Genomic DNA, 24,929 nt, shown 5'->3' on the forward strand with positions numbered 1-24,929 from the left:
CACCGGTCCGATCGACACGCGTGATGTCTACTGGAAGCACGACTGCACGTGAGGTAAGGCCGGCGCTGCACCAGCAGAGCAACAGCAATATACGACCGATGATCAGGGGCTTCGGTCGCGCCTGACGGCAATGGCGGTCGCCCGCGATTGCCGCAGAACACACGGCGTGCACGAGGCACGCATCAGCGCCGCAGCACGCGGCATTGCGATCGTTGGATCGCAGGCCACCCAACGCCGCTTGCGGCGCCAGGCAGCCCGTTTGAATACCGGTCACTCCACCGTCCCTGTCGAACGAGAACTGCCATGAACGCTGTTCCCCACGCACCATTGGTGATCCTGAGCCATGTCTGCCACCCGGCCATCACCGATGGCTTTGTGCCTGCCGCGCACGCGCAAGGCATCCCGGTCTGGCTGCTGACCGATCACCTGCTCGATCACCTCGCCTATTTCCGCGATCACGCCTCGCTCGCACCACAACGGGTGATCGAGTGCGACGTGTTCAATCCGCTGGGCGTGCTGGATCTGCTGCACGACGCCGGTGTGACACCGCGCGCAGTCTTCAGCAATAGCGACCATCTGCAGACCAGCGCTGCGTTGGTGGCGGCCGGGCTGGGCCTGCCCGGCAAGGACTGGCAGGTGTGTTATGCAGCCAAGAACAAGGCCGCCATGCGGCAGCGCCTGCGCACGCACGGATTGCCGTCGCCGTGGTTCTGCACGCTGGCGCCCGGCGCCGCACTGCCGGCGCAGATTCCGTGGCCGGTGGTGGCCAAGCCGCGCGAAGGCGTGGCCAGCCTGGACGTTCGCCACTGCGCCGACATCGGACAGTTGCAGGCCTACCTGGACGATCTCTGGCAACGTCACCCGCAGCGCACGGTGCTGCTGGAAGGCATGTTGGAAGGGCCACTGTTCACGCTGGAAACGCTGGGCGACGGACACACGCTGCAGGCCATCGGCGGATTCAAGGTGCGCTTGTCGCCGCCGCCGCATTTCGTCGAATGCGAAGCGCACTGGGATGGCCAGGTAGACACGCCGGTGATCGCACAGGCATTGCGGCAACTGCGCGTGTTCGGGGTCAACTTCGGCCTGTGCCACAGCGAATTCATCCTCACCGCCGACGGCCCGGTGTTGGTGGAGATCAACTACCGCAGCATCGGCGACCGACGCGAATTCCTGCTCGATGCGATGTTCGGCCAGCAATGGTTCGCCGCCGCGCTGGCGCCGCACCTGGGCCAGCCCTTGCCGCAGCTGCGCAGCGCGCATGCGCACGCCTTGCTGCGCTATTACGTGGCCGAGCACGATGGCGAGCTGGTGGTTGCCAGCGAAGACCGTCGGCTTCACGACGCGCACAGCGACGTGCAATACCGGCGCATGCGCGCCCCCGGCGAGCAGATCCGGCTGAGCCACTCCAACAAGGACTACCTGGGCGTCCTGAGCGCGCTGGCCAGCGATGCACAGGCGCTGCAACAGGCGGTGGTGCAGGCCGAAGCGGGCCTGCAGTGGCGGATCGACCAGGCGGAGCTGCGCGCATGAACCACGCCGACGACCAACGCTACATCGCCATTCGCATCATCGATGCCTGTCTCCGCGAGGACGTGCGCGCGATCGTCAGCCGTGCCGGCATGGCGAACCCGGATACGGACCTGCTTGCGCAGTGGCCTGGCGCCGTGCCCGGTGATGGCTGGTGGAAGATCGCGCACCTGCCCGACGGCACACTGTGGCTGCCGATGCGTCGCCACGGCCTGTTGCAGGCGATCAGCGCCTGCGACGACCGCTGGATCGTGCAGGACGCTACCGGTGCCCGGCTGGAACAGGGCGCGCAGGCATGGCTGCAGCGCATGGGCAACGGGCTCGATCCGGAAACCCGGCGCCTGCACCGCGCCTACGCCGACGAAGCCGACTGCGCAGCGACCCACCGCGGTCTGGCGCGGCAGGCCTATGCCGCGCAGGCGCCGGCGCTGGCCAATGCATTGCAGCACGCCGATGCGGCCGAGCGCGCGTATCGCTGCGATCAGCTGGCCAGCTACCGCGACCACCCGTTCTACCCGACCGCACGCGCCAAGGCCGGGCTGGACCCCAGCGAGCTGCGCGATTACGCGCCGGAGTTCGCGCCCAGCTTCAAGCTGCGCTGGCTGGCGGTGCCGCAGGCGCTGCTCAGCTGCACCAGCCCAGCGCCGGCCGAGCTGTGGCCGGACTTCGCCGACGTGGGACTGTCGCCAGCGCTTGCGGACTCGCATGCGCTGTGGCCGGTGCATCCGCTGGTGTGGGAACGGCTGGACCAGCCGGACTTCGAACTGCCTTCCGGCACCCTGCGCGCAGCGCAGCCCTGGCTGGAGGTGCGCCCCACCTTGTCGGTGCGCACGCTGGTGCCGCTGCAGCACCCGCATCTGCATCTCAAGCTGCCGATCCCGATGCGCACGCTCGGCGCGTTGAATCTGCGCCTGATCAAGCCCTCGACCCTGTACGACGGGCACTGGCTGGAACGCGCGCTGCGGCGTATCGATGCGCTGGATCCGGCGCTGCGCGGACGCTGCGTGTTCGTGGACGAATCGCATGGCGGACACGTCGGCCAGGCCCGGCATCTGGCCTATCTGCTGCGGCGCTATCCACCCCTGCAGGACACCACGCTGGTACCGGTGGCCGCATTGTGCGCGCTACTGCCCGATGGCCGGCCGATGGCGCTCCATCTGGCCGAACGGTTCGCGCAAGGCGACCTGCACGCCTGGTGGCGCGACTACACCGAACTGCTGCTCACGGTGCATCTGCGGTTGTGGCTGCGTTACGGCATTGCGCTGGAAGCCAACCAGCAGAACAGCGTGCTGGTCTATGCCGCAGGACAACCGGTACGTCTGCTGATGAAGGACAACGATGCCGCGCGTATCGCCATGCCGTGGCTGCGCGCGCAGCTGCACGACCTCGCCGCGCTGGGGCCGCTGCACGATGCACGCATCGCGGTGGACGATACGCAGGCATTGGCGCGGATGTTCTGCACCATCGTGCTGCAGCTGGATCTGCAGGCGGTACTGGACGGCCTGGCCGAATGGCAGCCATCCCTGCGCGCAGCCCTGCAGGCGCAGCTGCAACGGCAACTGCTGCAGACACTGGAGCAGCTGCACGCCGAAGGCATCGACACTGCACCGGCGTACCGCCTGCTGGCCGCACCACGCCTGCCGGTGAAGTACCTGCTCAGCGCAGGCAGCCTGCTCAGCAAGCAGCTCACCGGCGCGGCCGACATCAACAAGTTCTACGGCGAAAGCGCACCCAATCCGTTCGGCAGCGCGTTCGCCGAGGCGCAGCCGGCACCGCCGCGGCAGGCCGGAGCCCAGCGATGAAGCGCATCCTGGGCCCGGTGCTGGCGGCGCACTACCTGGCGGCCTTCACCGCCCTGGGCATGCCGCTGTTCCTGCCGCAGGTACTGGCCGAACTGGCGCCGGGCGCCGCGGTGGGCTGGAGCGGCGTGCTGTATGTGCTGCCGACGCTGTGTACGGCGCTGACCGCCAGCAGTTGGGGGCGACTGGCCGATCGCTATGGCCGCAAGCGCTCGTTGCTGCGCGCACAACTGGGGCTGGCGCTGGGCTTTGCGATCGCCGGCTTCGCGCCCACCCTGACCTGGCTGGTGATCGGCCTGATCGTGCAAGGCGCCTGTGGCGGCTCGCTGGCGGCCGCCAATGCGTACCTGGCTAGCCAGCCGCAGGCCGGGCCGCTGGCGCGTGCGCTGGACTGGACGCAGTACTCGGCGCGGCTGGCGATGGTCAGCGCACCCGCGTTGCTCGGGCTCGCACTGGCATTGGGGCCGGCGCAGTCGCTGTACCGCGCGCTGGCGCTGTTGCCGCTGATCGCCTTCGCACTGACCTGGCGGCTGCCGGCAGACCGGCCGGCCGCACGCCCGGCTGTCGCGGCACCGAGCCCGGGCAACGGCAAACCGCCGGCACCCGCGTCGGCGGCAGCCGCGTCGCTCTGGCCGGCCCTGCTGCTGGCGCAGTTCCTGTTCTGCTTCGCGATGGTGGTGACCTTCCCGTACTTCATCCCGTACGCGCTGGCACGCGGCGCCGGGCACGACGCCTGGGCCGGGCTGCTCTACAGCCTGCCGCACCTGGTCTACCTGGTGGTGCTGCCTTGGTGGCGGCGCGGCGATGGCGACGCGTGGCTGGTGCCCGGCCTGGCGATGTTCGCACTGGCCTGCGTCTGGCAGGCGATGTTGCGCGATCCGGTGGCGCTGGCCGGCGCACGCCTGCTATTCGGCCTCGGCATGCTGGCTGGACTGCGTGGACTCAATCGCAGCCTGGCGCTGGTGGCTAACGGCCATGGCGCCGGGCGCCTGTTCGGCCGCTTCGACGCCTGCGGCAAATGGGCCGGCGTGCTTGCCGGTGCCGCTGCCGGTGCGCTGACGCAAGCCACCGGCCCTGCTGCCCCCTTCCTGGCCGCCGCAGTGGCGGCGGCCATCGCTGCGCTCACCGTTCTGGTGCGCTTTCCCTCGAGGAGACCTGCAGATGTCCCCGCACACGATGCATGACCCCTGGTACGCCAGCATGGCCGATGCGCAGGCCTGCGCCTGCTGGCTGAATTGCTACCTGCGCGAGTTCGCCATTCCGCGGCGGGCGGCCGACTTCGACTATCGCGGGCTGGATCGTCCTGGCTCGCGCATGGCCGCGCAGCGCTGGCTGCGCATCGACCTGGGCGAAACCGGCACGCTGTGCGTCCGCATCGCCCATGCCGACCGGCTGGGCCGCTGCCGTTTCGTCTCCACCCCATTTCTCAAGGGTGGCGGCCAGCCCTGGCATGGCCTGGATGCGCATGCGCTTGCGCGCACGCTGCTGCAATCGCTGGGCAGCACGCAGGCGGTCAATCCAGAGCTGCTCGCGCAAAGCGCCAACAGCGTGGCGGTCACCGCCGCGGCATTGCGGCAGGCGCATGCCAGCGTACCGACCGGCGAGGCGATGATCGATGCCGAACAGTCGCTGCTATGGGGGCATGCCCTGCACCCCACCCCGAAAAGCCGCGAGGGCGTCGCGCTCGATCAGGTGCTGGCATGCGCGCCGGAAGCGCGCACGGCCTTCCAGCTGTTCTGGTTCCGCATCGACCCGCGCCTGGTGCGGACCCAGGGCATCGACGTGCGCGCCAGCCTGCGCCAGCTCAGCGGCAGCGACACGCTCTACCCCTGCCACCCGTGGGAGGCGCAACGCCTGCTCGACGATCCGTTGCTGCGCACCCTGCAAACGCGCGGCTTGATCGAGCCGGTGGGCGCATGCGGCGAGACGCTGCGGCCGACGTCGTCGGTGCGCACGCTGTACCACCCGCAGCTGGACTACTTCCTCAAATGCTCGGTGCATGTGCGGCTGACCAACTGCGTCCGCAAGAACGCCTGGTACGAGCTGGAAAGCGCCGTGGCGCTCACCGAACTGCTGGCGCCGAGCTGGTGCGCACTGGCGGCGCAGGTGCCGGGCTTCGACGTGATGCTGGAGCCGGCCGCCACCTCGCTGGATGTGGCGCGGGTCGATCGCGCCCTGCACGACGCCGATCCGCTGGCGGCGCGCGCGCTGGCCGAGAGTTTCGGCATCCTGTACCGCAAGACGATCCCCGCCGCGCAGCGCGCCCGCTGGCAGCCACAGGTGGCCGCCGCCCTGTTCACCTGCGATGCGCGAGGCAACAGCGTGTGTGCCGCTCGCCTGCAGACGCTGGCCGGCGCACAGCTGGATCGGCCCAGCTGCACGCTGCTGTGGTTCCGCGCCTACGCCGGTGTGTTGCTGGACGGCGTATGGAGCGCGCTGTTCCAGCACGGCATTGCGCTGGAGCCGCACCTGCAGAACACCGTGATCGGTTTCGCCGACGGCTGGCCCACGCGCGTATGGGTGCGCGACCTGGAAGGCACCAAGCTGCTCGCCCACCATTGGCCGGAAGCACGCCTGCATGGCGTGGGCGAGCGCGCGCGGCAATCGCTGTACTACACGCCCGAACAGGGCTGGAACCGGGTCGCGTACTGCGCGCTGGTCAACAACCTGGCCGAGGCCATCTTCCACTTGAGCGAAGGCGATGACGTGCTGGAGGCGCGGCTGTGGCGCTGCGTGGGCGAACTCGCCGTGCGCTGGCAGCAACGTCATGGCGCGCAGCCCGCGCTGCAGGGCCTGGTCGAAGGCGCGCCGTTGCCGGGCAAGAACAATCTGGGCACGCGCCTGTACCAGCGCGCCGATCGGCAATCCGACTACACCGCGTTGGCCAATCCGATCGCGCCGATCGCCGCGGCACGCCAGGTGGCGGCGTGAGCCTGCGGATCGATACGGCCGCCCTCGCCCGGGCATTGCCGCAGCTGCGCGCGGCCAGCGATGGCCCACTGTGCGCATATGTCTATGAACTGGCGGCACTGGATGCGCACGCGGCCTGGATGCGCGCCCAGCTGCCGGCGCAGTGCGAGCTGTTCTACGCCGCCAAGGCCAATGCCGAGGCCCCGATTCTGCGCACGCTGGCACCGCATGTGGACGGTTTCGAAGCCGCCTCCGGCGGCGAACTGGCCTGGCTGCATGCGCAACAGCCGCACGTGGCCCTGCTGTTCGGCGGGCCGGGCAAACTGGACAGCGAACTGGCCCAGGCCGCCGCCCTGCCCGACTGCAGCGTGCACGTGGAAAGCCTGGGCGAGCTGCAGCGTCTGGCCGCCATCGCCGCGCAGGCCGGCCGCTGCGTGCCGGTGTTCCTGCGGATGAACATCGCCGTGCCCGGTGCGCAGAGCACCCGCTTGATGATGGGTGGGCAGCCCTCGCCGTTCGGCCTGGATCCGCAGGATCTGGATGCAGCCATGCACCTGCTGCGGGTCAGCCCGTCGCTGCGGCTGGTGGGCTTCCACTTCCACCTGATGTCGCACCAGCGCGATGCCCGCGCCCAGCTGCATCTGATCGCTGCCTATCTGCGCATCGTGCAGCAGTGGCGGCAGAGTTATGCGCTGGGGCCGTTGCGGGTGAACGCAGGCGGTGGCTTCGGCGTGGACTATCTGACGCCGGAAGCCTCGTTCGACTGGGCCGGCTTCTGCGCCGGGCTGCCGGCGTTGCTGCGCGCCGATGGTGCCGACCTGCGCCTGCGGCTGGAACCAGGCCGCTATGTCAGCGCCAGCTGCGGCTGGTACCTGATGGAAGTGCTGGATCTCAAGCGCAGCCACGGCGAATGGTTCGCGATCGCGCGCGGGGGCACCCACCACTTCCGCACCCCGGCGGCGCAGGCGCACGACCATCCGTTCCGCGTCTTGCGCGGTACCCGCGCACCGGTGATTGCCGATACGCCGGTCACGCTGGTCGGCCAGCTATGCACACCCAAGGACGTACTGGCGCGCCAGCAATCGGTGGCCGCGCTGGCCCCCGGCGATTGCCTGGCCTTCGCCCTGGCGGGCGCGTATGCATGGAACATCTCGCATCAGCGGTTCCTGATGCATCCGCCGCCGCAGATGGTGTTCCTGCCGGCCGATGGCTGACGCCGGCCGGCGCAGGCGGTTCAGCCCAGCCACACCGCCAACACCACCAGCACGGCAGTTTCGGTCAGTTCCACCAGGGCACCGCAGGTATCGCCGGTCATGCCGCCCAGGCGCCGCATGCAGGCCCGCCGCCAGAGCGCGAACACCAACGCGGCGATCCCGATGCACACCGCTGCGCGCGGCAACCCGGCAGCGGCGCACGCTGCGACACCCGCCAGCAACGCCAGCCACAGCCCTGCGCGCGGCGCCTGTGACAGCGCGCTGCCCAGACCATTGGCGCGGACATACGGCGTACTCAGAAAGGCAGCCACCAGGGCCGTGCGCGCCAGCAGCGGCGCCAGCCACAGCGCGGTCGGCGCCTGCATCAGCAGGCTGGCCAGCGCGGCGCATTTGAGCAGGAGTACCAGGACCACCGCGGCGACCGCCATGGGGCCGCTGGTGGGGTCCTGCATGATCGCCAGCGTGCGTGCCCGCTCGCCCATGCCACCGACCCAGGCGTCGGTCATGTCGGCCAACCCGTCCAGATGCAGCGCGCCGGTCAGCCACACCCAGAGGCTCAACACCAGCGCGGCGCCCAGCAGCGGCGCGACATCGCGCAGGCACCAGGCCAGCGCGCACAGCAACGCACCGAGCAACAGCCCGACCACCGGGTACCAGCGCAGCGAATACGCCTGCGCGCCGGGGCGCAGGAACACCCTGGCGGGCACCGGAATGCGGGTCAGAAACCCGATCGCCGCCAGCAGCCCGTCGATCATGCTGCGTCGGGCGTCGACGGCGAGGCGGCAGGCGGAAACGCCGGGATCGCGCTGGCAGCGACGTCGGCCGGTGGCCAGGCCAGCGGATGCAGGGAGGCGTGCGGCACCGCCAGTTCGGTCATCGCGCCGAAGCCGCCTCCGGCGACCAGGCAACGCAGCGCGCGGATGGCACCGCCATGGGTGATCACCAGCACGCGCTGCGCCGGGTAACGGGCGACGACGGCATCGAGCGCGGCCGACAGCCGCGCGCAAAATTCGCCGAACGGCTCGGCCTGCGGCGGTGGGTGCTGCAGCGGGTCGGCCCAGAACCGGCCCAGCGCCGCGCCTTCGTCGCGATCGATGTCGGCCACCGGCACGCCCTGCCAGCAACCGAAGTGATACTCGCGCAGCCGCGGGTCCAGCTGCAGCGGCACGCCGCGCGCGGCGGCGAGTTCGCTGGCGAACAAGGCGCAGCGTTGCAAGGTGGAAGCCACCACCACATCCCACACCCCATCGGCGGTGGCTGCACGCAACTGCTGCCAGCCCAGCTCGGTGAGCGGGTCGTCGAGCTGGCCGCGATAGCTGCGCTGGCCGGTATCACCGTGGCGCAGCAAGGTGATCTGCGCGCTCATGCGTCGGAGACTCCCGCTTCGGAGAAGGTCGCCATGCCGTTGTGGAGGGCGCAGGCGCTGCGCAGCAACGGGATCGCCACTGCCGCTCCGCTGGCTTCGCCCAGGCGCAGGTCCAGTTGCAGCAGCGGTTCGGCATCCAGCGCACGCAGCAGGGCCGCATGGCCACGCTCCTGCGAGCGGTGCCCGAACAGCAGCCAGTCGCGGACGCCGGGATTGAGATGCGTGGCCACCAGCGCCGCGGCAGTGGTGATGAACCCGTCCACCAGCACCGGAATGCCCGCCTGCGCCGCGGCGATATAGGCGCCGACCAGGGCGGCGATCTCGAAACCGCCGAGCCGACGCAGACGCTCCAGCGGCGTGGTGGCATCGGCATGCAGTGCCAGCGCGCGGGTGATCACCACCGCCTTGTGCGCGATGCCTTCGGCATCCAGGCCGGTACCGGCGCCGGCCATGGCCTGCGGAAACTGCGACAACAGCGCGCACCCCAGCGCGGCGGCCGCGGTGGTGTTGCCGATGCCCATCTCACCGCCGACGAACAGCTGCGTCTGGCAACTCCTCGCCTGCGCGATGCTGTCTGCGCCTGCGGCGAGCGCGTCGCGCAGCTGGCCGGGCGTCATCGCCGGTTGTTCGCAGATATTGGCGCTGCAGGGCGCGAGCCAGGCACGGCGCACGCGCGGCAGTTCGCCCGGATCGTTGACCACGCCCAGGTTCACCACCTCCAGCCGCGCACCCAGCTCGCGCGCCAGCACCGAAATGGCCGCGCCGCCACGGGCGAAGTTGCGCACCATCTCGCCGGTGACCGCCTGCGGAAATGCCGACACACCCTCGGCGGCAACGCCATGGTCGGCGGCATACACCGCGATCCAGATCCGTTGCACCGTCGGCCGTTCGTTGCGCTGCCAGGCCGCCAGCTGCACCGCGAGCCGCTCGAGCCGGCCCAGCGCGCCATGCGGTTTGGTCAGCTGTTCCTGCCGCGCCAGCGCGGCTGCGCGCACCCGCGCATCCGGCACCGCGCAGGCGGCAAAGATCCAGTCGCTGCTCATTGCGCATCTCCCTTCAGCACCATCGGCAAGCCCGCCACAACGAACACCACACGCTCGCACTGTAGCGCCAATGCCTGGTGCAGCCTGCCCGCTTCGTCGACGAAACGCCGCGTCAGTTCGCCCAGCGGCACGATGCCCTGCCCCACCTCGTTGCTGACCAGCACGATCTGCCCCGGCAACCGCGGCAGCACGTCCAGCAGCGCCGCGCGTTCGCGCCCGAAGGCATCCGCATCCGGGTGGCCCAGCAGGTTGCTCAACCACAGGGTCAGGCAATCCACCAGCACGCAACACTGCGGCGCCGCCACTGCCTGCAGGGTGGCTGCCAGGTGGATGGGCTCTTCCACGCACTGCCACTGCGGCGGGCGCTGGCGGCGGTGATGCGCGATGCGCTGCTGCATTTCCGCATCCAGGGCCTGTGCGGTGGCGACATAGGCCACCTCGGCCGCAGCGTCGACGGCGAGGCGTTCGGCGAAGGCGCTCTTGCCGGAGCGGGCGCCCCCCAGGATCAACTGCCGCATGGCGGTTCCTTGCAGGTGAGCCGCGTCAGGGCGGCAGTATCCAGGTGGGTGTGCACCGCATCTGCCAGACGCTCGAGCGTGGCTTCGCGCAGCGCGGCAAGATCCAGCGGCGCCGCCTGTTGCAGCCCGGCCCAGGCCAGCAAGGCATGCAACGCCTGCGGGTGGTCGAAGAGTCCGTGCAGATACGTGCCCAGCACCTGGCCGTCGTCGGAGATCGCGCCGTCGCTGCGGCCATCGTCCAGCCGCAGCAGCGGGCGCGCCAGCGCTGCGCCGGTGCTGATGCCGCAGTGGATCTCGTAGCCATGAACGGGCGCATCGCCCAGCATCAGACGCCCCTGCACGCGATGCAATTGCTTGTGCGCATGCAGGCATGTTTCCAGCGCCAGCCAGCCCAGCCCCGCGCTGCTGCCGGGCACACCTTCGATGCCGTCGGGGTCGTGGATCCGTTCACCCAGCATCTGCAACCCGCCACAGATGCCGAGCACCTTGCCGCCGTAACGCAGGTGCCGCGCGATGGCACCCTCCCAGCCCTGCGCGCGCAGCCACTGCAGGTCCTGGCGCGTGGACTTGCTGCCCGGCAGCACGATCAGATCGCAGGGCGGCGGCAGCTGACCCGGGCCGATCAGCTGCACCTCGACCTGCGGATGCGCCAGCAAGGCATCCACATCGGTGTGATTGCTGATCCGCGGCAACACCGGCACCACCACGCGCAACTGCGCCTGCGGCTTGCGCACGGCATGCCGCGGCAGTGCGTCCTCGGCGTCCAGTTGCAGGCCGTGCAGATACGGCAACACGCCCAGCACCGGCTTGCCGGTTTCGCGCTCCAGCCAGTCCAGGCCAGGCTGCAACAGCGCCAGATCGCCGCGAAAACGATTGATGACAAACCCCGCCACGCGTGCGCGCTCGCTGTCCGACAGCAGTGCCAGGGTGCCGACCAGGTGCGCGAACACGCCACCGCGATCGATGTCGGCGATCAGCAGTACCGGGCAATCCACCGCCTCGGCGTAGCCCATGTTGGCGATGTCGTTGGCGCGCAGGTTGATTTCGGCCGGGCTGCCGGCACCTTCCACCAGCACGACCTCGAAACGCTCGACCAGCCGTGCATGCGAGGCCAGCACGGCGCTCAGCGCGGTGGACTTGTAGGCGTGATAGTCCACCGCATCCAGCGTGGCGACCGGATGCCCGTGCACGATCACCTGCGCACCGGTGTCGCTGTTGGGCTTGAGCAGCACCGGGTTGAAGTCGGTGTGCGGAGCGAGCCCGCAGGCCTGCGCCTGCACCGCCTGCGCACGCCCGATCTCGCCGCCATCGATGGTGACTGCCGAATTGAGCGCCATGTTCTGCGGCTTGAATGGCGCCACCGCAACGCCCTGGCGGTGCAGCCAGCGGCACAGCGCAGCCACCAGCGTGCTCTTGCCGGCATCGGAGGTGCAGCCCTGCACCATCAGCACGCGCGCGCTCATGCCAGCAGCTCGCCTAGCGCCGCATCCAGGCGCGCTTGCCCGGCCGCATCGGGCGGCAGGCCGAAGCGCAGGCTGGCCGGTGCCTCGAACAGGCGGGTAAGGATGCCGCGCCGTGCCAATGCCACGTGCAGTTCAGCCGCATCGGCGCGCTGGCACCATTGGAAGAACGCGGTGCCGGCCGTCGGCACGAGGCCGTGGCGACGCAATCCCTGCGCCAGCCGCCGCGATGCGGCGTGCAGTTGCGCGCGTGCCTGCACCTGCCAGCCGGTATCGGCCAGGGCCTGCTGCACGGCCCAGCGGGTGGGCCCGCTCACGGTCCATGGCCCCAGCTGTTCGCGCAAGGCGTCCAGCAGCGACGGATGCGCGCACACGAAGCCGGCCCGCGCGCCGGCCATGCCGAAGAACTTGCCGACCGAGCGCAGCACCACCAGACCCGGCTGTTGCGTCTGCGCGCACACGCTCTGGTGCGGAGTCGCGTCCATGAAGGCCTCGTCGATCACCAGCCAGCCGCCGCGCGCGGCCAGCCGCGCATGCAGCTGCAGCAGCACATCACGATCGAAGCTGTCCGCACAGGGATTATTGGGATGGATCAGCACCACCACATCGAAGGCCTCCGCCGCCTGCAGCAAGGGCGCCGCCGGCAGCGGGACCACGGTGTGCCCGGCGCGCCGCCAGGCATGCGCATGCTCGGCGTAGCCGGGCGCGAGAACGCCGACACGGCCGCGGGGACGCAACAGCGGCAGTGCCTGGATCGCCGCCTGCGAGCCGGCCACCGGCAGCACCTGCGGCGCGCCGTAATACGCCGCCGCGGTGGCGGCCAGGCCATCGTCGTCTTCGGGCAGGCGCTGCCACGCCTGCCCTGGAATCGCAGGCACCGGCCAGGCGAACGGGCTCACGCCGGTGGACAGATCCAGCCAGTGCGCCAGTGGAATGGCGTAGGTCTGCGCGGCGCGGCGCAACCGGCCCCCGTGTTCAAGCATGCGCTGCCCCGAGATGAGCGATATGGCGCTGGGTTCGATCATCGCTGCGCCTCGCGCACGCGGCGCAACGGTGGGCATGCCACGCGATCATTGCATCACCATTGCCGCCAGCAGGGCACCGATCAGTAGCCAGAGCAACACGCCGGCGCGCACCAGCAGCAAGGCCCGACGCACGCTGTCGGCGCTGGCCCGAGCGCCCTCGCCCAGGCAGGGACGTGGCTGCCACTGGCCGTGATACGGCGCAGCGCCCCCCAGTTGCACACGCAGCGCGCCGGCACCGGCGGCCATCACCGGCCCCGCGTTCGGGCTTTTCCAGCCACGTCCCTGACGCCAGGCACAGCGCAGGCCGCTGCGGGTGGCACCGAGCGCGGCGTAGGTCGCCGCGGTCAGGCGTGCCGGCAGCCAGTTGAGCGCATCGTCGCTGCGTGCCGCCGCCCACCCGAAGTTGGCATAGCGCGAGGTGCGATAGCCCCACATTGCGTCCAACGTATTGGAGAGCCGGTACAGCACCGCACCCGGCGCGCCCAGCAACACTCCCCAGAACAGCGCGGCGAACACGGCATCGCTGCCGTTTTCCAGCACCGACTCGGTGGCCGCGGCGGCCACCTGGGTGGCATCCAGCGCCGCGGTATCGCGGCTGACGATGCGGCCCACCGCTGCGCGGGCTGAAGGCAGGTCGTCGGCCTGCAATGCAGCGATCACCGGTTGCGCGTGTTCGCCCAGGCTGCGCAATCCCAGTGCCAGATACAGCATCACCGCGGCAAACCCCGCCGCTGCCCAGGCCGACCACCACCACAGCAGCGCCTGCAGCGCAGCCGCCGCTCCGGTCCACGGCAGCACCGCCACGCACCATGCCAGCACGCCCGCGCTGCGGCGATTCCGATGCAGGCGCGCTTCGATGTGCTGCGCCCACCTGCCGAACACCAGCAGCGGGTGCGCACGCCGCGGCTCGCCCAGCAGCAGATCCAGCAATACGGCCGCAGCGGCGATCGCCAACAGCATCAGGCGCAATCCGTCGCCACGCAGGGTACCGGGCCGCCGGCGAGCATCGCGCGTGCGCCCATGGCTACAGCTCGATCCCGAGCTGCGCCTTGATGCCGGCGTTGAAGGCATGTTTGACCAGCCGCATCTCGGTGACGGTATCTGCCGCTTCGATCAACCGATCCGGCGCGCCACGCCCGGTGATCACCACATGCTGGCCAGGCGGACGTGCGGCCACTGCGGCCAGCACCTCGTCCAGCGCCACATACTCCTTCACCAGGGCGATGTTGAGCTCGTCCAGCAGCACGAAGTCGTAGCGCGCGTCGGCCAGCATGCTGCGGGCCAACTGCCAGGCCGCCTGCGCAGCGGCGATGTCCACGCTGCGGTCCTGGGTTTCCCAGGTGAACCCCTCGCCCATCACGTGGTAGTCGAGCAGATCCGGAAAGCGCCGGAAGAACGCCTCTTCCCCGGTGGAGAAGGTGCCCTTGATGAACTGCACTACGCCGCAGTGCAGACCATGCCCGAGCGAGCGCGCCAGCATGCCGAATCCGGACGAGCTCTTGCCCTTGCCGTTTCCGGTATTGACCAGCAGCACACCGCGATCGATCACCGCCCGCGCAATGCGCCGGTCCACCAGCTCCTTCTTGCGTTGCGCACGTTCGCGGTAATGCGCATCGTCGTGTTCGCGGGAACTCATGCGTGTTCTCCCATCATTGCAGGCGCAGCGAGGCTGCACCATGTTGCGATCGCTGCGAAGACGATGCCCGGAAAGAACACCGCCCCCGATGCGCTGGGCAGGATCTCAGCGCCTGCGTCAGCTTGCCGCGGGTACCGACCATCGGCAACGCCAGGGCGATGCCGCAGGCCCACGCCGCACCGCCGTGCAAGATCGCAGCTGCCGGTGCGATGGCCTGGGTGGTCGCCGTCATGACAGTTCCAGCGGTGTGGCCGGTTCGGCGGCACTGCGCCGCGCATGCCAACGCAGCAGGCACCATGCACCGACCAGCGCCACCGCCAGATACAGCGCGGTGGTACGCACGAACAGCGGGCCCCACTGCCATGCGCGCTGCAGGTACTGCACCCAGTGCGGGTCGGCATAGCGCCCACCCAACCAGTAGAACGCGCCATTGGAGATCAGGAACGACACCGCCGCAGCCGCCACCCCGAGCACCCAGGCTGCACACAGCGACATTGCGCGTGGGCGAAGATGCGCCTGGTAGCCGCGGCCTGCATACCACAGCACGCCATAGGCCAGCGGTAGCGCAGCATAGGCGGCCGTGATGCAGAAATCGCTGACGCCAGCCAGGGACACCGCCGCCCAATCGATCAACACCGATAGCCCGAGCAACAGCGCAAAACAGGCATGACGACGCAGCGCCAGGCCACCGAGGAAGAACACCGCCATCGAGGCATCCGGCAGGTGCAGCCAATCGCCGACGTGATGAAAGCGGGTGGCCGTCATCGCCAGCATCAGGGCGATGAACAGGTTGCGTTCGGCAGTGCGGGACAGTGGTGTCATCGGTAGTCCTCAAGAACGACGGAGCGGGCTCCTCGCTGCGGCCGGTCGACACCGGCCGCCTGTCTGCACCGGCGATCCGCGCAGTGCCAAGCGCGTTTCACCGGGTCGGCTGATAGCGGAAGGTCAGCAGGTAGTTGCGCCCCGGCTGCGCGTACCAGCGCGCAGTCTCGTATCGGCGGTCGAACACGTTGTTGGCGGTGAACTGCACCTTCCAGTCCGCGTTCACTGCATAGCTCACGCGCAGATCCAGCAAGCCGTAGCCGGCCAGCTGCTCGGCGTTGGCCAGGTCGTCGTAGCGCCGCCCCGAACCGAACAGGCTGGCGCCCACGCCGAACGCGCCGACGCTGCGATCGGCATCGATGCGCCCGCTCTGCCGTGCGCGACGCGGCAACCAGTTGCCATGATCGACCTCGCCGTCGGCCTGCGGCTGCAGCCAGGTGAGCGCGCTGCGCAGGATCCAGCCGGCCAGTTCGGTGTCGTAGCCCGCTTCCACGCCGCGGATGCGCGCCTTGTCGATGTTGTTCGGCTGCCCGAACGGATGCGCCGCATCCACCAGCGACGCGTCGTAGGCGATGAGATCGTCGATGCGGGTCTGGAAAGCGCGAAGCGTCCACACGCCCCAGTCGTAGCTGCCGCGCAGGCCCACCTCCGCACTTCTGGAAGTCTCCGGCCCCAGCAGCGGGTTGCCATAACCCGGGTAGTACAGCTCGTTGAAGGTGGGCGCCTTGAACGCGGTGCCGTAGCTGGCGGTCAGGCGCAGGTGCTCGGCGACATCCCAGCCCCACAGCAGGCTGCCGGTGGTCTTGCCGCCGAACTGGCTGTTGTCGTTGCGCCGCAGGCTGGCCTGCAACGACTGGCTGCCGAAACTCTGCTGCCACTGCGCGAACGCGGCGCGGTCGATCCGGCTGTCGGCATCGTAGCTGTCGCTGCTGGCGATGGCATCGCGCTGCCAATCGAAGCCGACCGTGAGCAGACCCGGCGCGGTGGTGATGTCGGCCTGCAACGCGCCCAGCTTGCGGCGTGTGTCGTACGTGGACAGATAGGCGCCATCGTAATACGCATCGCTCAGATCGGCGCTGCTGCCGAGGCTGGCAGTGACCGTGAGCGCATCCGACGGCGCATAACGCACGCGCCCGCCGATGGCCTGCTGCACGCCCTTGCCGAGATTACCGCCGAAGGCCGAGCCGTCGTATTCGTTGCGACTCTGCGTGCGCAGGGCATGCGCATCGGCATCCCACTGACGGTTGAAGCGCCAGCCGCCCTGCGCGCTCAACGAATCGTTGCGATAGCCGTCGCGATCGGGATCGTAGGCACTGGAGCCGGTGTCCAGATAGGCGTTGATGCCGTCGGTTTCGTCGTGCACCGCGTTCACCGCATACCAACCACCGGCTTCGCTCGGATCGCCGGGGCTGCACCCCGCAATGCCCGCGCCGTAGCGGCGCGCGTTATCGCTGCCGGTCGCCACGCTGAGTGTGGGCACGAAACGGCCTTGCGGACGACGGGTGAAGATCTGGATCACCCCGCCCAGCGCTTCGGAGCCGTACAGGCTGGAAAACGGCCCGCGCACGATCTCGACACGTTCGATCTGCTCGATCGGCAGATCCTGCAACGCCGCACCGCCGGCGGTGGCCGAACCGATGCGTACCCCGTCGATCAATACCACCAGATGGTCCGACTCCGTGCCGCGCAGGAACAGCGAGGTCGCCTTTCCGGGACCACCGTTGTTGGCCAGTGATACGCCCGCTTCGCCGCGCAGCAGATCCTGCAGCGAGTTGACCTGGCGGCGCTCGATCTGCGCGCGGTCGATCACGGTGACCGGCGCCAGCGTCTGGTCCTGGGTCTGTGCGGTACGCGAGGCGGTCACCACCACCTCGTCGAGATCGATGGCAGCCTCGGCCTGCGCCAGGTTGGTCGCGCATAGCGACAGCGCCGCGGCCAGCACGGTGCGACGCGGCAAAACGGAAGAAACGGACATCGACTGCTGCTCCTGGAACCGCGCCTACCCGCGCGGAGGCAATGGGGTCGACAGGCAGCAACGGGCCAGGCGTCCGGCGCGCGAGCACCGGATGCACAGGGCCACGCCCACCGCGTGCCGGGTCAATCCCTTCAGGCCGGTCTCCGGGCTTGCGAGCGGAAGCGGTCGCTTCCCGGGTCTGCGCCTTCCCATGCGATGCACAGTGGCGTGTCGTGCAGACCCTTGTCTCGCCCACCGTTGCGGGGGCAGCTCCGGAATTGCGTCCCGCCAAGGCGATGCGCGCACCGGATTCCCGTTTAAACCACCGGCCAGCCGGCAGTCACCTCAGGGGCGCGCATGGTAACAGGATTGGCGGGGCCGCTCCGGGGGTGGCGGCCGACCAGGCGCAGCGCGTCGCCAAGCGCCTAACGAGGGAATTGCCAATTCCTTCTCCCGCCGGGAGAAGGTGGCGCGTAGCGCCGGATGAGGCTATGGAGCGAAGCCTCATGCGATACATGGAACCAGCATGCTGGGTTGCACGCATGTCCGCCACCGAGCTTCATCTCTCACATACGAGTGGGCTTCGCCTACGTACCCTCACCCCAACCCCTCTCCCAAAGGGAGAGGGGCCTGTTCCTTTCTCCCATCCGGAGAGGGGCTTGTTCCCTTCTCCCATCGGGAGAAGGTGGCGCGCAGCGCCGGATGAGGGTGCGAGCGCAGCCTTGTGTGCATCTCACGCCCCCCGCAGCGCCTGCTCCAGATCTGCCAGCAGATCATCGATATGCTCGATGCCGATCGACAAGCGCACGGTGTCCTCGCTCACACCGGCATGTTCCAGTTCGGCCGGGCCGAGCTGGCGGTGCGTGGTGGAGGCCGGATGCGTCGCCAGCGACTTGGCATCGCCGATATTCACCAGCCGTGTGAACAGCTGCAGCGCATCCAGGAAGCGGGCACCGGCCGCGCGCCCGCCGGGCAAGCCGAAGGTCAGCACGCCCGAGCCATGGCCGCCCAGATACTTCTGCGCCAATGCATGCTCGGGATGATCCGGCAACGCGGCGTAATTGACCCAGGCAACGCGCGCATGCTGCTGCAGATAACGGGCGACCGCCAGCGCGTTGGCATTGATGCGTTCCATGCGCAGCGCCAGCGTTTCGATGCCTTGCAGGATCAGGAACGCATTGAACGGCGACAACGCCGCACCGGTATTGCGCAGCGGAACCACCCGCGCACGGCCGATGTAGGCGGCCTCGCCCAGCGCGTCGGTATACACCACCCCGTGGTAGCTCACATCCGGCTCGTTGAGGCGCGGGAAGCGCGCCTTGTGCGCGGCCCACGGAAAGCGCCCGCTATCCACGATCGCGCCGCCGATGCTGTTGCCATGCCCGCCCAAATACTTGGTCAGCGAATGCACCACGATGTCGGCACCGAAGTCGATCGGCCGCAGCAGCGACGGCGTGGCCACGGTGTTGTCCACGATCAGCGGCACGCCGTGCGCATGCGCTACCGCGGCAACGGCTTCGATGTCGGTGATATTGCCGCGCGGGTTGCCGATCGACTCGACGAACACCGCCTTGGTGCGTTGGTCGATCAGGCCGGCAAACGCCTGCGGGTCGCGATAGTCGGCAAACCGCGTGCTGATGCCGAACTGCGGCAGCGTATGCGCGAACAGATTGTAGGTGCCGCCATACAACGCGCTGGACGACACGATGTTGTCGCCCGCCTCGGCGATGGTCTGGATCGCATAGGTCACCGCGGCCTGCCCCGAGGCCAGCGCCAACGCCCCGATGCCGCCCTCCAACGCCGCCACGCGCTGCTCCAGCACATCGTTGGTGGGATTCATGATGCGGCTGTAGATATTGCCCTGCACCTTCAGATCGAACAGATCCGCACCATGCTGGGTATCGTCGAAGGCATAGGCCACGGTCTGGTAGATGGGCACCGCCACCGCGCGGGTGGTGGGATCGGGACGATAGCCACCATGCACAGCGACGGTTTCGGGTTTCCACTGCGGATCGGTCATGGCACGGCTCGCTGGGGAGAACGCATCAAGATACCCGGCCATCAGGCTTCGGCTCATGACGGCACCTCATGACCTCATGGCTGGCGGACCCGCGTCACCGACGCACGCACGGACCGGCCCGGGTCTCACGCCGCGGCCGGTCGTCAATGCCACACGCACTGCGTATGATCATGCAGACGCTCAACGGACATGAAGCGATGCGAACCCATCTGGCGGTTGCATTAACAGTGGTCGCCCTGCTCACCGAGCCGAGTGCGCACGCTGCGCTACCAGGTGAGAGTGACGCGATGCTGCAGTGGTCGCAGCCCGGCAATTGCGGCCGGCAGCGGGTTCGCAAACCCGACCCCAGTGATGTGTTCGACGCTGTCTCCATCCGCGAACAGACCGAGCGTTATCTCGGTTTCCTGGCCGAGGTGATGACAGGAGATCAGTCCGCCCTCAGGCTCACACGCCTGTGTACGGCCTTCGGCGTCGATTTCGTGCAGGGGCCGTTGCCGCCTGCACACGCCGAACCCTGGAATCCCTCGCCGCAGCAGCCGACCGGCCATGTGTTCACTGCCTTTACCCAGGAAGCAGGCACACCATCGCGGCAGCAGATCGAAGTGACGTACAGGCCATCGGGCATCGCGTTTTCATTGTTCACCAACCTGAATCACACCGGCGACAGCGCCGTATCCGGCGAACCTGGCGCTGTTCAAGCCGATATGGGACAGCACTGCCCCCTGCGACTGGACGAGTTGACCCAAAGGATGGCACGTGCCGGATTCGTCGGAAAATACGATGGGCTGCAAGCTCCCGATGAAGAACTGGCCATCTTCGATGACGGCGTCGGCGTTTCCTTTCGACGAGGCAACGAGAAAATCGTCGTCGATGCGACACTGCAGGGCCGTTTCATCGACCAGCGCGCCAATCCCGGCGCCTCCTGCCTGGCGAGCATTTCCCTCAGGACCTGGGACTGAACCGGCCCGGGTGTCAGTCGCCCAGGCTGATCGCCACACGATCGCTCGGCGCTTCCGAGCTTTGCCTATCGCTGCAGGGCCGACAGCGGGCGAATCGTCGACCATGCGGATCCGACTGGATCGTCGAAGCATGCTGCTCCACGTCCACCCGGCGGTAGATCTGTGGAAAGGCAGGCACCGATCGGCCGCGCACGCCACGCGCGATCGGTGCTGCCGGACCGGAGCGTCGCTCACCCCTTGCCAAACTCCAGATGCCCACCCTGCGCACGCACGCGCACGGTCTCGCCGCTGGTGTACTGGCCCGAGAGAATCTGCTGCGCCAGCGGGTTTTCCACCTGCGACTGGATTGCGCGCTTCAGCGGGCGCGCACCGTAGACCGGGTCGAAGCCGACATTGCCCAGCAGCTCCAGCGCCGCATCGTCCAGGTCCAGCTTCAGGCCACGCTCGGCCAGGCGCTTTTCCAGGCCCTGCAGCTGGATGCGCGCAATCGACTTGATCTGCGCCTTGTCCAGCGGGTGGAACACCACGATGTCGTCCAGCCGGTTGATGAACTCCGGACGGAAGTGCGCCTGCACCACGCCCATCACCGCCGCCTTCATCTGCGTATAGGCCTCGGCGCTGCCGTCGCCGGACAGCTCCTGGATCTGGTGCGAACCCAGGTTGGAGGTCATCACGATGACGGTGTTGCGGAAGTCCACGGTGCGGCCCTGGCCATCGGTGAGACGGCCATCGTCGAGCACCTGCAGCAGGATGTTGAACACATCTGCGTGCGCCTTTTCCACTTCGTCCAGCAGGATCAGCGAATACGGACGACGACGCACGGCCTCGGTGAGATAACCGCCCTCTTCATAGCCCACATAGCCCGGAGGCGCACCGATCAGCCGCGCCACCGAGTGCTTCTCCATGAACTCGCTCATGTCGATGCGGATCATCGCTTCGGTGCTGTCGAACAGGAAATCCGCCAGCGCCTTGCACAGCTCGGTCTTGCCCACGCCGGTGGGACCCAGGAACAGAAACGAACCGCTGGGACGATTGGGATCGGACAGGCCGGCACGCGAGCGGCGCACCGCGTCGGACACCACCTTGATCGCTTCGTTCTGCCCGACCACGCGATCATGCAGTTCGTCTTCCATCCGCAGCAGTTTGTCGCGCTCGCCTTCCAGCATCTTGTTGACCGGAATACCGGTCCAGCGCGACACCACCTCGGCGATTTCCTCGGCGGTCACGCGGTCCTGCACCAGCTTGAAGTCGTGGTGTTCCACTTCGTTGGCCAGCAGCATCTGCTTTTCCAGCTGCGGTAGCACGCCGTACTGGATCTCGCTCATCTTGGCGTAGTCCTGGCGCCGCTGCGCCGCTTCCAGCTCCAGCTTGGCGTGTTCGATCTGCTCCTTGATCTTGGTGGTGCCCTGCAGCGCGGCCTTTTCCGACTTCCACACTTCGTTGAGGTCGGAGAATTCGCGCTCCAGCTTGTCGATGTCGCTGTCTAGGTCGGCCAAGCGCTGCCGCGAGGCTTCGTCCTTTTCCTTTTTGAGCATCTCGCGCTGGATCTTGAGCTGGATCAGGCGGCGCTCCAGGCGATCGAGTTCTTCCGGCTTGGAGTCGATCTCCATGCGGATGCGCGAGGCGGCCTCGTCCATCAGGTCGATGGCCTTGTCCGGCAACTGGCGGTCGGTGATGTAGCGGTTCGACAGCGTGGCCGCGGCAACGATCGCCGGGTCGGTGATCTCCACGCCGTGATGCACCGCATAGCGTTCCTTCAGGCCGCGCAGGATGGCAATGGTGTCCTCCACCGTCGGCTCGCCCACGAACACTTTCTGGAAACGGCGCTCCAGTGCGGCGTCTTTTTCGATGTACTTGCGATACTCGTCCAGCGTGGTGGCGCCGATGCAATGCAGCTCGCCACGCGCCAGCGCCGGCTTGAGCATGTTGCCGGCATCCATTGCACCGTCTGCCTTGCCAGCGCCGACCATGGTGTGCAGCTCATCGATGAACAGGATGATCTGGCCTTCGTTCTTCGACAGGTCGCTCAGCACCGCTTTCAGGCGCTCTTCGAATTCGCCGCGGAACTTGGCGCCGGCAATCAGCGCGCCCATGTCCAGCGACAGCACGCGCTTGCCGCGCAGGCCCTCGGGCACTTCGCCGTTGATGATGCGCTGGGCCAGACCCTCGACAATGGCGGTCTTGCCCACGCCGGGCTCGCCGATCAACACCGGGTTGTTCTTGGTACGCCGCTGCAGGACCTGGATGGTGCGACGGATCTCCTCGTCGCGGCCGATCACCGGATCGAGCTTGCCGTTCTCGGCGCGCGCAGTCAGGTCGATGGTGAATTTCTCCAGCGCCTGGCGCTGTTCTTCGGCGTTTTCCGATTGCACCGTCTCGCCGCCGCGCAGCTTGTCGATGGCCGCTTCGATCTTCTTCTTGTCGCCGCCGGCCGCACGCAGGGCCACGCCCAGCGGGCTGGCATCGTCGGCCGCGGCCAGCACGAACCACTCGCTGGCGATGAAGGCATCGCCGTGCTGCTGGGCCAGTTTGTCGGTCTGGTTGAGCAGGCGATTGAGATCGTTGCCGATCGACAGGTTGCCTTCCTGTCCCGAGACCTTGGGCAAGGTGTCCAGCGCCTCGCCGAGCCGCTCGCGCAGCAGCGGCACGTTGACGCCGGCCTGCGACAGCAACGGACGCGTACTGCCGCCGCTCTGGTCGAGCAGCGCGGCCAGCACGTGCACCGGTTCGATGATGTTGTGATCGCGGCCCACGGCCAGCGACTGCGCGTCGGCCAGTGCCTGCTGGAACCGCGAGGTGAGTTTGTCCATCCGCATGGGGAGTCCTCTGAACGGGTGGCCGGCCAGTCCGGCGATACCGAGCAGATGCGGTTGCCACGCGGCGTTTCAAGGTGCGCTGCGACACGAAGGCGCTGGCAGACGGCGACCGGACCTGCCTGCGCGCCCCCCAGCGACACCAGGCATGCGGCGCCCGATGTCCGCGCAGGCGGCAACGGGCGCTTCAGGCGCCCTAGACGATCCGCCGCAGCGGTCCCCCTGGCCGTGCCGGGGTGGGATGCGCGACGCCGCCGCGGCCGGTGTCGAACGCTTCGGCACCCCGCGATGCCTCCGCCGAATCGCTCCCCAGCAAGCGCGACAGCACCTGCGCGTGGGTCGCGGCCAGCGCCGGCATGCCGGGGGTGCGCGGATGGGCGACCGGCACGGCCACATCCAGACCGACCTGGCCGTGTTCGATCACCACGATGCGATCGGCCAGTGCGCAGGCTTCGGCCACGTCATGGGTGACCAGCACCAGGGTGAAGCCGTACTGCCGCCACAGCTGCACGATCAGCTGTTGCATCTCGATGCGGGTGAGCGCGTCCAGCGCCCCCAGCGGTTCGTCCAGCAACAATAGCCGCGGCCGATGCACCAACGCGCGCGCCAGCGCCACACGTTGCCGCTGCCCACCCGACAGCGCTGCCGGCCAGTCGCCTGCGCGCTCCCCCAGCCCCACCGCTTCCAGTGCACCCTGCGCCTGCACGCGACCGGTACGCCCCAGCCCGAGCGCCACGTTGTCGATCACGCGCTTCCACGGCAGCAGACGCGCATCCTGGAACATCAGCCGTACCGCATCGCGCTGCGCGGCAAGCGGCGACCCATCGGTCTCCACGCGACCACCATCGGGCGCCTCCAGCCCGGCAACCACGCGCAGCAGGGTGCTCTTGCCGCAGCCACTGCGGCCGACCACCGCCACACAGGCACCGGGCGCGATCTCCAGATCGATCCCACGCAACACATCGGCCTGGCCATAGCGCTTGCCGATACCGCGCAGGCGCAGCGGCAGACCGTTCCCGGTGGTCGTCATCGCAGCACCTGCGTGCGCCGTTGCTGCGCCGGGTGCCAGCCCAGCCACCAGGCTTCCAGCCCGCGCGCGGCCAGGTCGGCCAACTTGCCGAGCAGCGCATACAACACGATCGCCACCACCACGACATCGGTCTGCAGAAACTCGCGCGCATTCATCGCCAGATAGCCGATGCCGGAGCTGGCCGAAATGGTCTCGGCCACGATCAAGGTCAGCCACATCAGCCCCAGCGCGAAGCGCAGCCCGACCAGGATCGACGGCAGCGCGCCGGGCAGCAGCACGTCTACGAACAACTGCGGTCCACGCAGACCGTAGTTGCGTGCCATCTCGATCAGCGCCGGATCCACGCTACGGATGCCGTGATAGGTATTGAGATAGATCGGGAAGAACGTGCCCAGCGCCACCAGGAACAGCTTGGCACCCTCGTCGATGCCGAACCACAGGATCACCAGCGGAATCAGTGCCAGATGCGGCACGTTGCGCAACATCTGCAGGCTGCTGTCGAACAGGCGCTCGGCCACGCGCGACACGCCGGTCAACAGGCCGAGCGCCAGGCCGATGCCGCCACCGATGGCCAGGCCCAGCACCGCACGCCAGCTGCTGATGGCCAGGTGCTGCCAGAGCTCGCCACTGCGCACCAGCGTGGCGGCCGCGCGCAGCACCGCGTCCGGCGCGGGCAGGATGCGCTCGGGCAGCCACCCGGTAGCCGCAGCAACCTGCCAGGCGGTGACAACCGCCAACGGCAGCACCCACGGCACCAGCCGGCCGCTCCACTGCCGCACCTTGATGCTCATGCGCACACCGGCGTGTTGCAGCGCTGCGGCGATGTCGTCGCG

The 24,929-nt window shown here is 68.6% G+C and carries 20 protein-coding genes and 1 riboswitch; of the genes, 6 read left to right on the forward strand and 14 right to left on the reverse strand.

Annotated features, from left to right (window positions below):
• Positions 1–303: 303 nt before the first annotated feature.
• From LL964_RS08885 to LL964_RS08905, 5 genes are read left to right on the forward strand one after another with little or no spacing between them, the layout of a single operon-like run.
• Positions 304–1,530, forward strand: a complete 1,227-nt coding sequence (locus LL964_RS08885; protein ID WP_104586613.1) for an ATP-grasp domain-containing protein — start codon at positions 304–306, stop codon at positions 1,528–1,530.
• Positions 1,527–3,329 (forward strand): IucA/IucC family protein, encoded by a 1,803-nt coding sequence (locus LL964_RS08890; protein WP_104586614.1) that lies wholly within the window; start codon positions 1,527–1,529, stop codon positions 3,327–3,329. The genes LL964_RS08885 and LL964_RS08890 overlap by 4 nt, the downstream gene beginning before the upstream one ends.
• On the forward strand, positions 3,326–4,510 hold the full coding sequence (locus LL964_RS08895; protein ID WP_104586615.1) for an MFS transporter: 1,185 nt from the start codon (positions 3,326–3,328) through the stop codon (positions 4,508–4,510). The genes LL964_RS08890 and LL964_RS08895 overlap by 4 nt, the downstream gene beginning before the upstream one ends.
• Positions 4,488–6,257 carry an IucA/IucC family protein gene (locus LL964_RS08900; protein ID WP_104586616.1) on the forward strand — a complete coding sequence of 590 codons (1,770 nt, stop codon included), beginning with the start codon at positions 4,488–4,490 and terminating at the stop codon, positions 6,255–6,257. The genes LL964_RS08895 and LL964_RS08900 overlap by 23 nt, the downstream gene beginning before the upstream one ends.
• Positions 6,254–7,450, forward strand: coding sequence for a type III PLP-dependent enzyme (locus LL964_RS08905; RefSeq protein WP_104586617.1), 1,197 nt, complete (start codon positions 6,254–6,256; stop codon positions 7,448–7,450). Before LL964_RS08900 ends, LL964_RS08905 begins: the two co-directional genes overlap by 4 nt.
• A gap of 20 nt (positions 7,451–7,470) precedes the next feature.
• Here LL964_RS08905 and LL964_RS08910 read toward each other — a convergent pair whose 3' ends face one another.
• The 11 genes from LL964_RS08910 to LL964_RS08960 all read right to left on the reverse strand — a co-directional run bounded on the left by LL964_RS08910 (position 7,471) and on the right by LL964_RS08960 (position 19,294).
• A complete protein-coding gene (locus LL964_RS08910) occupies positions 7,471–8,205 on the reverse strand; it encodes an adenosylcobinamide-GDP ribazoletransferase (protein ID WP_104586618.1) in 735 nt (244 codons plus the stop codon).
• On the reverse strand, positions 8,202–8,816 hold the full coding sequence (locus tag LL964_RS08915) for a histidine phosphatase family protein (protein ID WP_104586619.1): 615 nt from the start codon (positions 8,814–8,816) through the stop codon (positions 8,202–8,204). Before LL964_RS08915 ends, LL964_RS08910 begins: the two co-directional genes overlap by 4 nt.
• A complete protein-coding gene (cobT, locus tag LL964_RS08920; RefSeq protein ID WP_104586620.1) occupies positions 8,813–9,859 on the reverse strand; it encodes a nicotinate-nucleotide--dimethylbenzimidazole phosphoribosyltransferase in 1,047 nt (348 codons plus the stop codon). The genes LL964_RS08915 and cobT overlap by 4 nt, the downstream gene beginning before the upstream one ends.
• Complete coding sequence (gene cobU, locus LL964_RS08925; protein ID WP_104586621.1) at positions 9,856–10,377, reverse strand: bifunctional adenosylcobinamide kinase/adenosylcobinamide-phosphate guanylyltransferase; 522 nt, start codon at positions 10,375–10,377, stop codon at positions 9,856–9,858. The genes cobT and cobU overlap by 4 nt, the downstream gene beginning before the upstream one ends.
• Positions 10,365–11,840, reverse strand: a complete 1,476-nt coding sequence (locus LL964_RS08930; protein ID WP_104586622.1) for a cobyric acid synthase — start codon at positions 11,838–11,840, stop codon at positions 10,365–10,367. The genes cobU and LL964_RS08930 overlap by 13 nt, the downstream gene beginning before the upstream one ends.
• On the reverse strand, positions 11,837–12,820 hold the full coding sequence (gene cobD, locus LL964_RS08935; protein ID WP_104586838.1) for a threonine-phosphate decarboxylase CobD: 984 nt from the start codon (positions 12,818–12,820) through the stop codon (positions 11,837–11,839). The genes LL964_RS08930 and cobD overlap by 4 nt, the downstream gene beginning before the upstream one ends.
• Before the next feature lie 87 nt (positions 12,821–12,907).
• Entirely contained in the window at positions 12,908–13,822 is a 915-nt protein-coding gene (gene cbiB, locus LL964_RS08940) for an adenosylcobinamide-phosphate synthase CbiB (protein ID WP_104586623.1), read from the reverse strand.
• Positions 13,823–13,886: 64 nt separating this feature from the next.
• Positions 13,887–14,498 (reverse strand): cob(I)yrinic acid a,c-diamide adenosyltransferase, encoded by a 612-nt coding sequence (gene cobO / locus LL964_RS08945; RefSeq protein WP_104586624.1) that lies wholly within the window; start codon positions 14,496–14,498, stop codon positions 13,887–13,889.
• Between the two features lie 228 nt (positions 14,499–14,726).
• Complete coding sequence (locus LL964_RS08950) at positions 14,727–15,320, reverse strand: hypothetical protein (RefSeq protein WP_104586625.1); 594 nt, start codon at positions 15,318–15,320, stop codon at positions 14,727–14,729.
• Positions 15,321–15,417: 97 nt separating this feature from the next.
• A complete protein-coding gene (gene btuB, locus LL964_RS08955; protein WP_104586626.1) occupies positions 15,418–17,295 on the reverse strand; it encodes a TonB-dependent vitamin B12 receptor in 1,878 nt (625 codons plus the stop codon).
• A 117-nt stretch (positions 17,296–17,412) separates the two neighbouring features.
• Positions 17,413–17,637, reverse strand: a riboswitch (cobalamin riboswitch).
• A 370-nt stretch (positions 17,638–18,007) separates the two neighbouring features.
• Entirely contained in the window at positions 18,008–19,294 is a 1,287-nt protein-coding gene (locus LL964_RS08960) for an O-acetylhomoserine aminocarboxypropyltransferase/cysteine synthase family protein (protein WP_104586627.1), read from the reverse strand.
• A gap of 164 nt (positions 19,295–19,458) precedes the next feature.
• Here LL964_RS08960 and LL964_RS08965 point away from each other — a divergent pair, with 164 nt between their 5' ends.
• A complete protein-coding gene (locus tag LL964_RS08965) occupies positions 19,459–20,253 on the forward strand; it encodes a hypothetical protein (protein ID WP_104586628.1) in 795 nt (264 codons plus the stop codon).
• Between the two features lie 230 nt (positions 20,254–20,483).
• Here LL964_RS08965 and clpB read toward each other — a convergent pair whose 3' ends face one another.
• The 3 genes from clpB to ssuC form a co-directional block, all read right to left on the reverse strand.
• A complete protein-coding gene (gene clpB / locus LL964_RS08970; protein WP_104586629.1) occupies positions 20,484–23,069 on the reverse strand; it encodes an ATP-dependent chaperone ClpB in 2,586 nt (861 codons plus the stop codon).
• A 193-nt stretch (positions 23,070–23,262) separates the two neighbouring features.
• On the reverse strand, positions 23,263–24,096 hold the full coding sequence (locus LL964_RS08975; RefSeq protein ID WP_104586630.1) for an ATP-binding cassette domain-containing protein: 834 nt from the start codon (positions 24,094–24,096) through the stop codon (positions 23,263–23,265).
• The gene (ssuC, locus tag LL964_RS08980; RefSeq protein ID WP_104586839.1) at positions 24,093–24,887 is read right to left on the reverse strand and encodes an aliphatic sulfonate ABC transporter permease SsuC; all 795 of its coding nucleotides are present in this window, start codon (positions 24,885–24,887) and stop codon (positions 24,093–24,095) included. Before ssuC ends, LL964_RS08975 begins: the two co-directional genes overlap by 4 nt.
• Positions 24,888–24,929: the final 42 nt, after the last annotated feature.

The sequence above is a fragment of the Xanthomonas melonis genome (assembly GCF_020783655.1).
Classification (GTDB): Bacteria; Pseudomonadota; Gammaproteobacteria; order Xanthomonadales; family Xanthomonadaceae; genus Xanthomonas; species Xanthomonas melonis.

Excerpts from the sequence above, each read along its gene's own strand:
- LL964_RS08885 (WP_104586613.1), top strand. The coding sequence starts at position 304 with ATGAACGCTGTTCCCCACGCACCATTGGTGATCCTGAGCCATGTCTGC.
- LL964_RS08890 (WP_104586614.1), top strand. The coding sequence starts at position 1,527 with ATGAACCACGCCGACGACCAACGCTACATCGCCATTCGCATCATCGAT.
- LL964_RS08895 (WP_104586615.1), top strand. The coding sequence starts at position 3,326 with ATGAAGCGCATCCTGGGCCCGGTGCTGGCGGCGCACTACCTGGCGGCC.
- LL964_RS08900 (WP_104586616.1), top strand. The coding sequence starts at position 4,488 with ATGTCCCCGCACACGATGCATGACCCCTGGTACGCCAGCATGGCCGAT.
- LL964_RS08910 (WP_104586618.1), bottom strand. The coding sequence starts at position 8,205 with ATGATCGACGGGCTGCTGGCGGCGATCGGGTTTCTGACCCGCATTCCG.
- LL964_RS08915 (WP_104586619.1), bottom strand. The coding sequence starts at position 8,816 with ATGAGCGCGCAGATCACCTTGCTGCGCCACGGTGATACCGGCCAGCGC.
- cobT (WP_104586620.1), bottom strand. The coding sequence starts at position 9,859 with ATGAGCAGCGACTGGATCTTTGCCGCCTGCGCGGTGCCGGATGCGCGG.
- cobU (WP_104586621.1), bottom strand. The coding sequence starts at position 10,377 with ATGCGGCAGTTGATCCTGGGGGGCGCCCGCTCCGGCAAGAGCGCCTTC.
- LL964_RS08930 (WP_104586622.1), bottom strand. The coding sequence starts at position 11,840 with ATGAGCGCGCGCGTGCTGATGGTGCAGGGCTGCACCTCCGATGCCGGC.
- cobD (WP_104586838.1), bottom strand. The coding sequence starts at position 12,820 with ATGCTTGAACACGGGGGCCGGTTGCGCCGCGCCGCGCAGACCTACGCC.
- cbiB (WP_104586623.1), bottom strand. The coding sequence starts at position 13,822 with ATGCTGTTGGCGATCGCCGCTGCGGCCGTATTGCTGGATCTGCTGCTG.
- cobO (WP_104586624.1), bottom strand. The coding sequence starts at position 14,498 with ATGAGTTCCCGCGAACACGACGATGCGCATTACCGCGAACGTGCGCAA.
- LL964_RS08950 (WP_104586625.1), bottom strand. The coding sequence starts at position 15,320 with ATGACACCACTGTCCCGCACTGCCGAACGCAACCTGTTCATCGCCCTG.
- btuB (WP_104586626.1), bottom strand. The coding sequence starts at position 17,295 with ATGTCCGTTTCTTCCGTTTTGCCGCGTCGCACCGTGCTGGCCGCGGCG.
- LL964_RS08960 (WP_104586627.1), bottom strand. The coding sequence starts at position 19,294 with ATGACCGATCCGCAGTGGAAACCCGAAACCGTCGCTGTGCATGGTGGC.
- LL964_RS08965 (WP_104586628.1), top strand. The coding sequence starts at position 19,459 with ATGATCATGCAGACGCTCAACGGACATGAAGCGATGCGAACCCATCTG.
- clpB (WP_104586629.1), bottom strand. The coding sequence starts at position 23,069 with ATGCGGATGGACAAACTCACCTCGCGGTTCCAGCAGGCACTGGCCGAC.
- LL964_RS08975 (WP_104586630.1), bottom strand. The coding sequence starts at position 24,096 with ATGACGACCACCGGGAACGGTCTGCCGCTGCGCCTGCGCGGTATCGGC.
- ssuC (WP_104586839.1), bottom strand. The coding sequence starts at position 24,887 with ATGAGCATCAAGGTGCGGCAGTGGAGCGGCCGGCTGGTGCCGTGGGTG.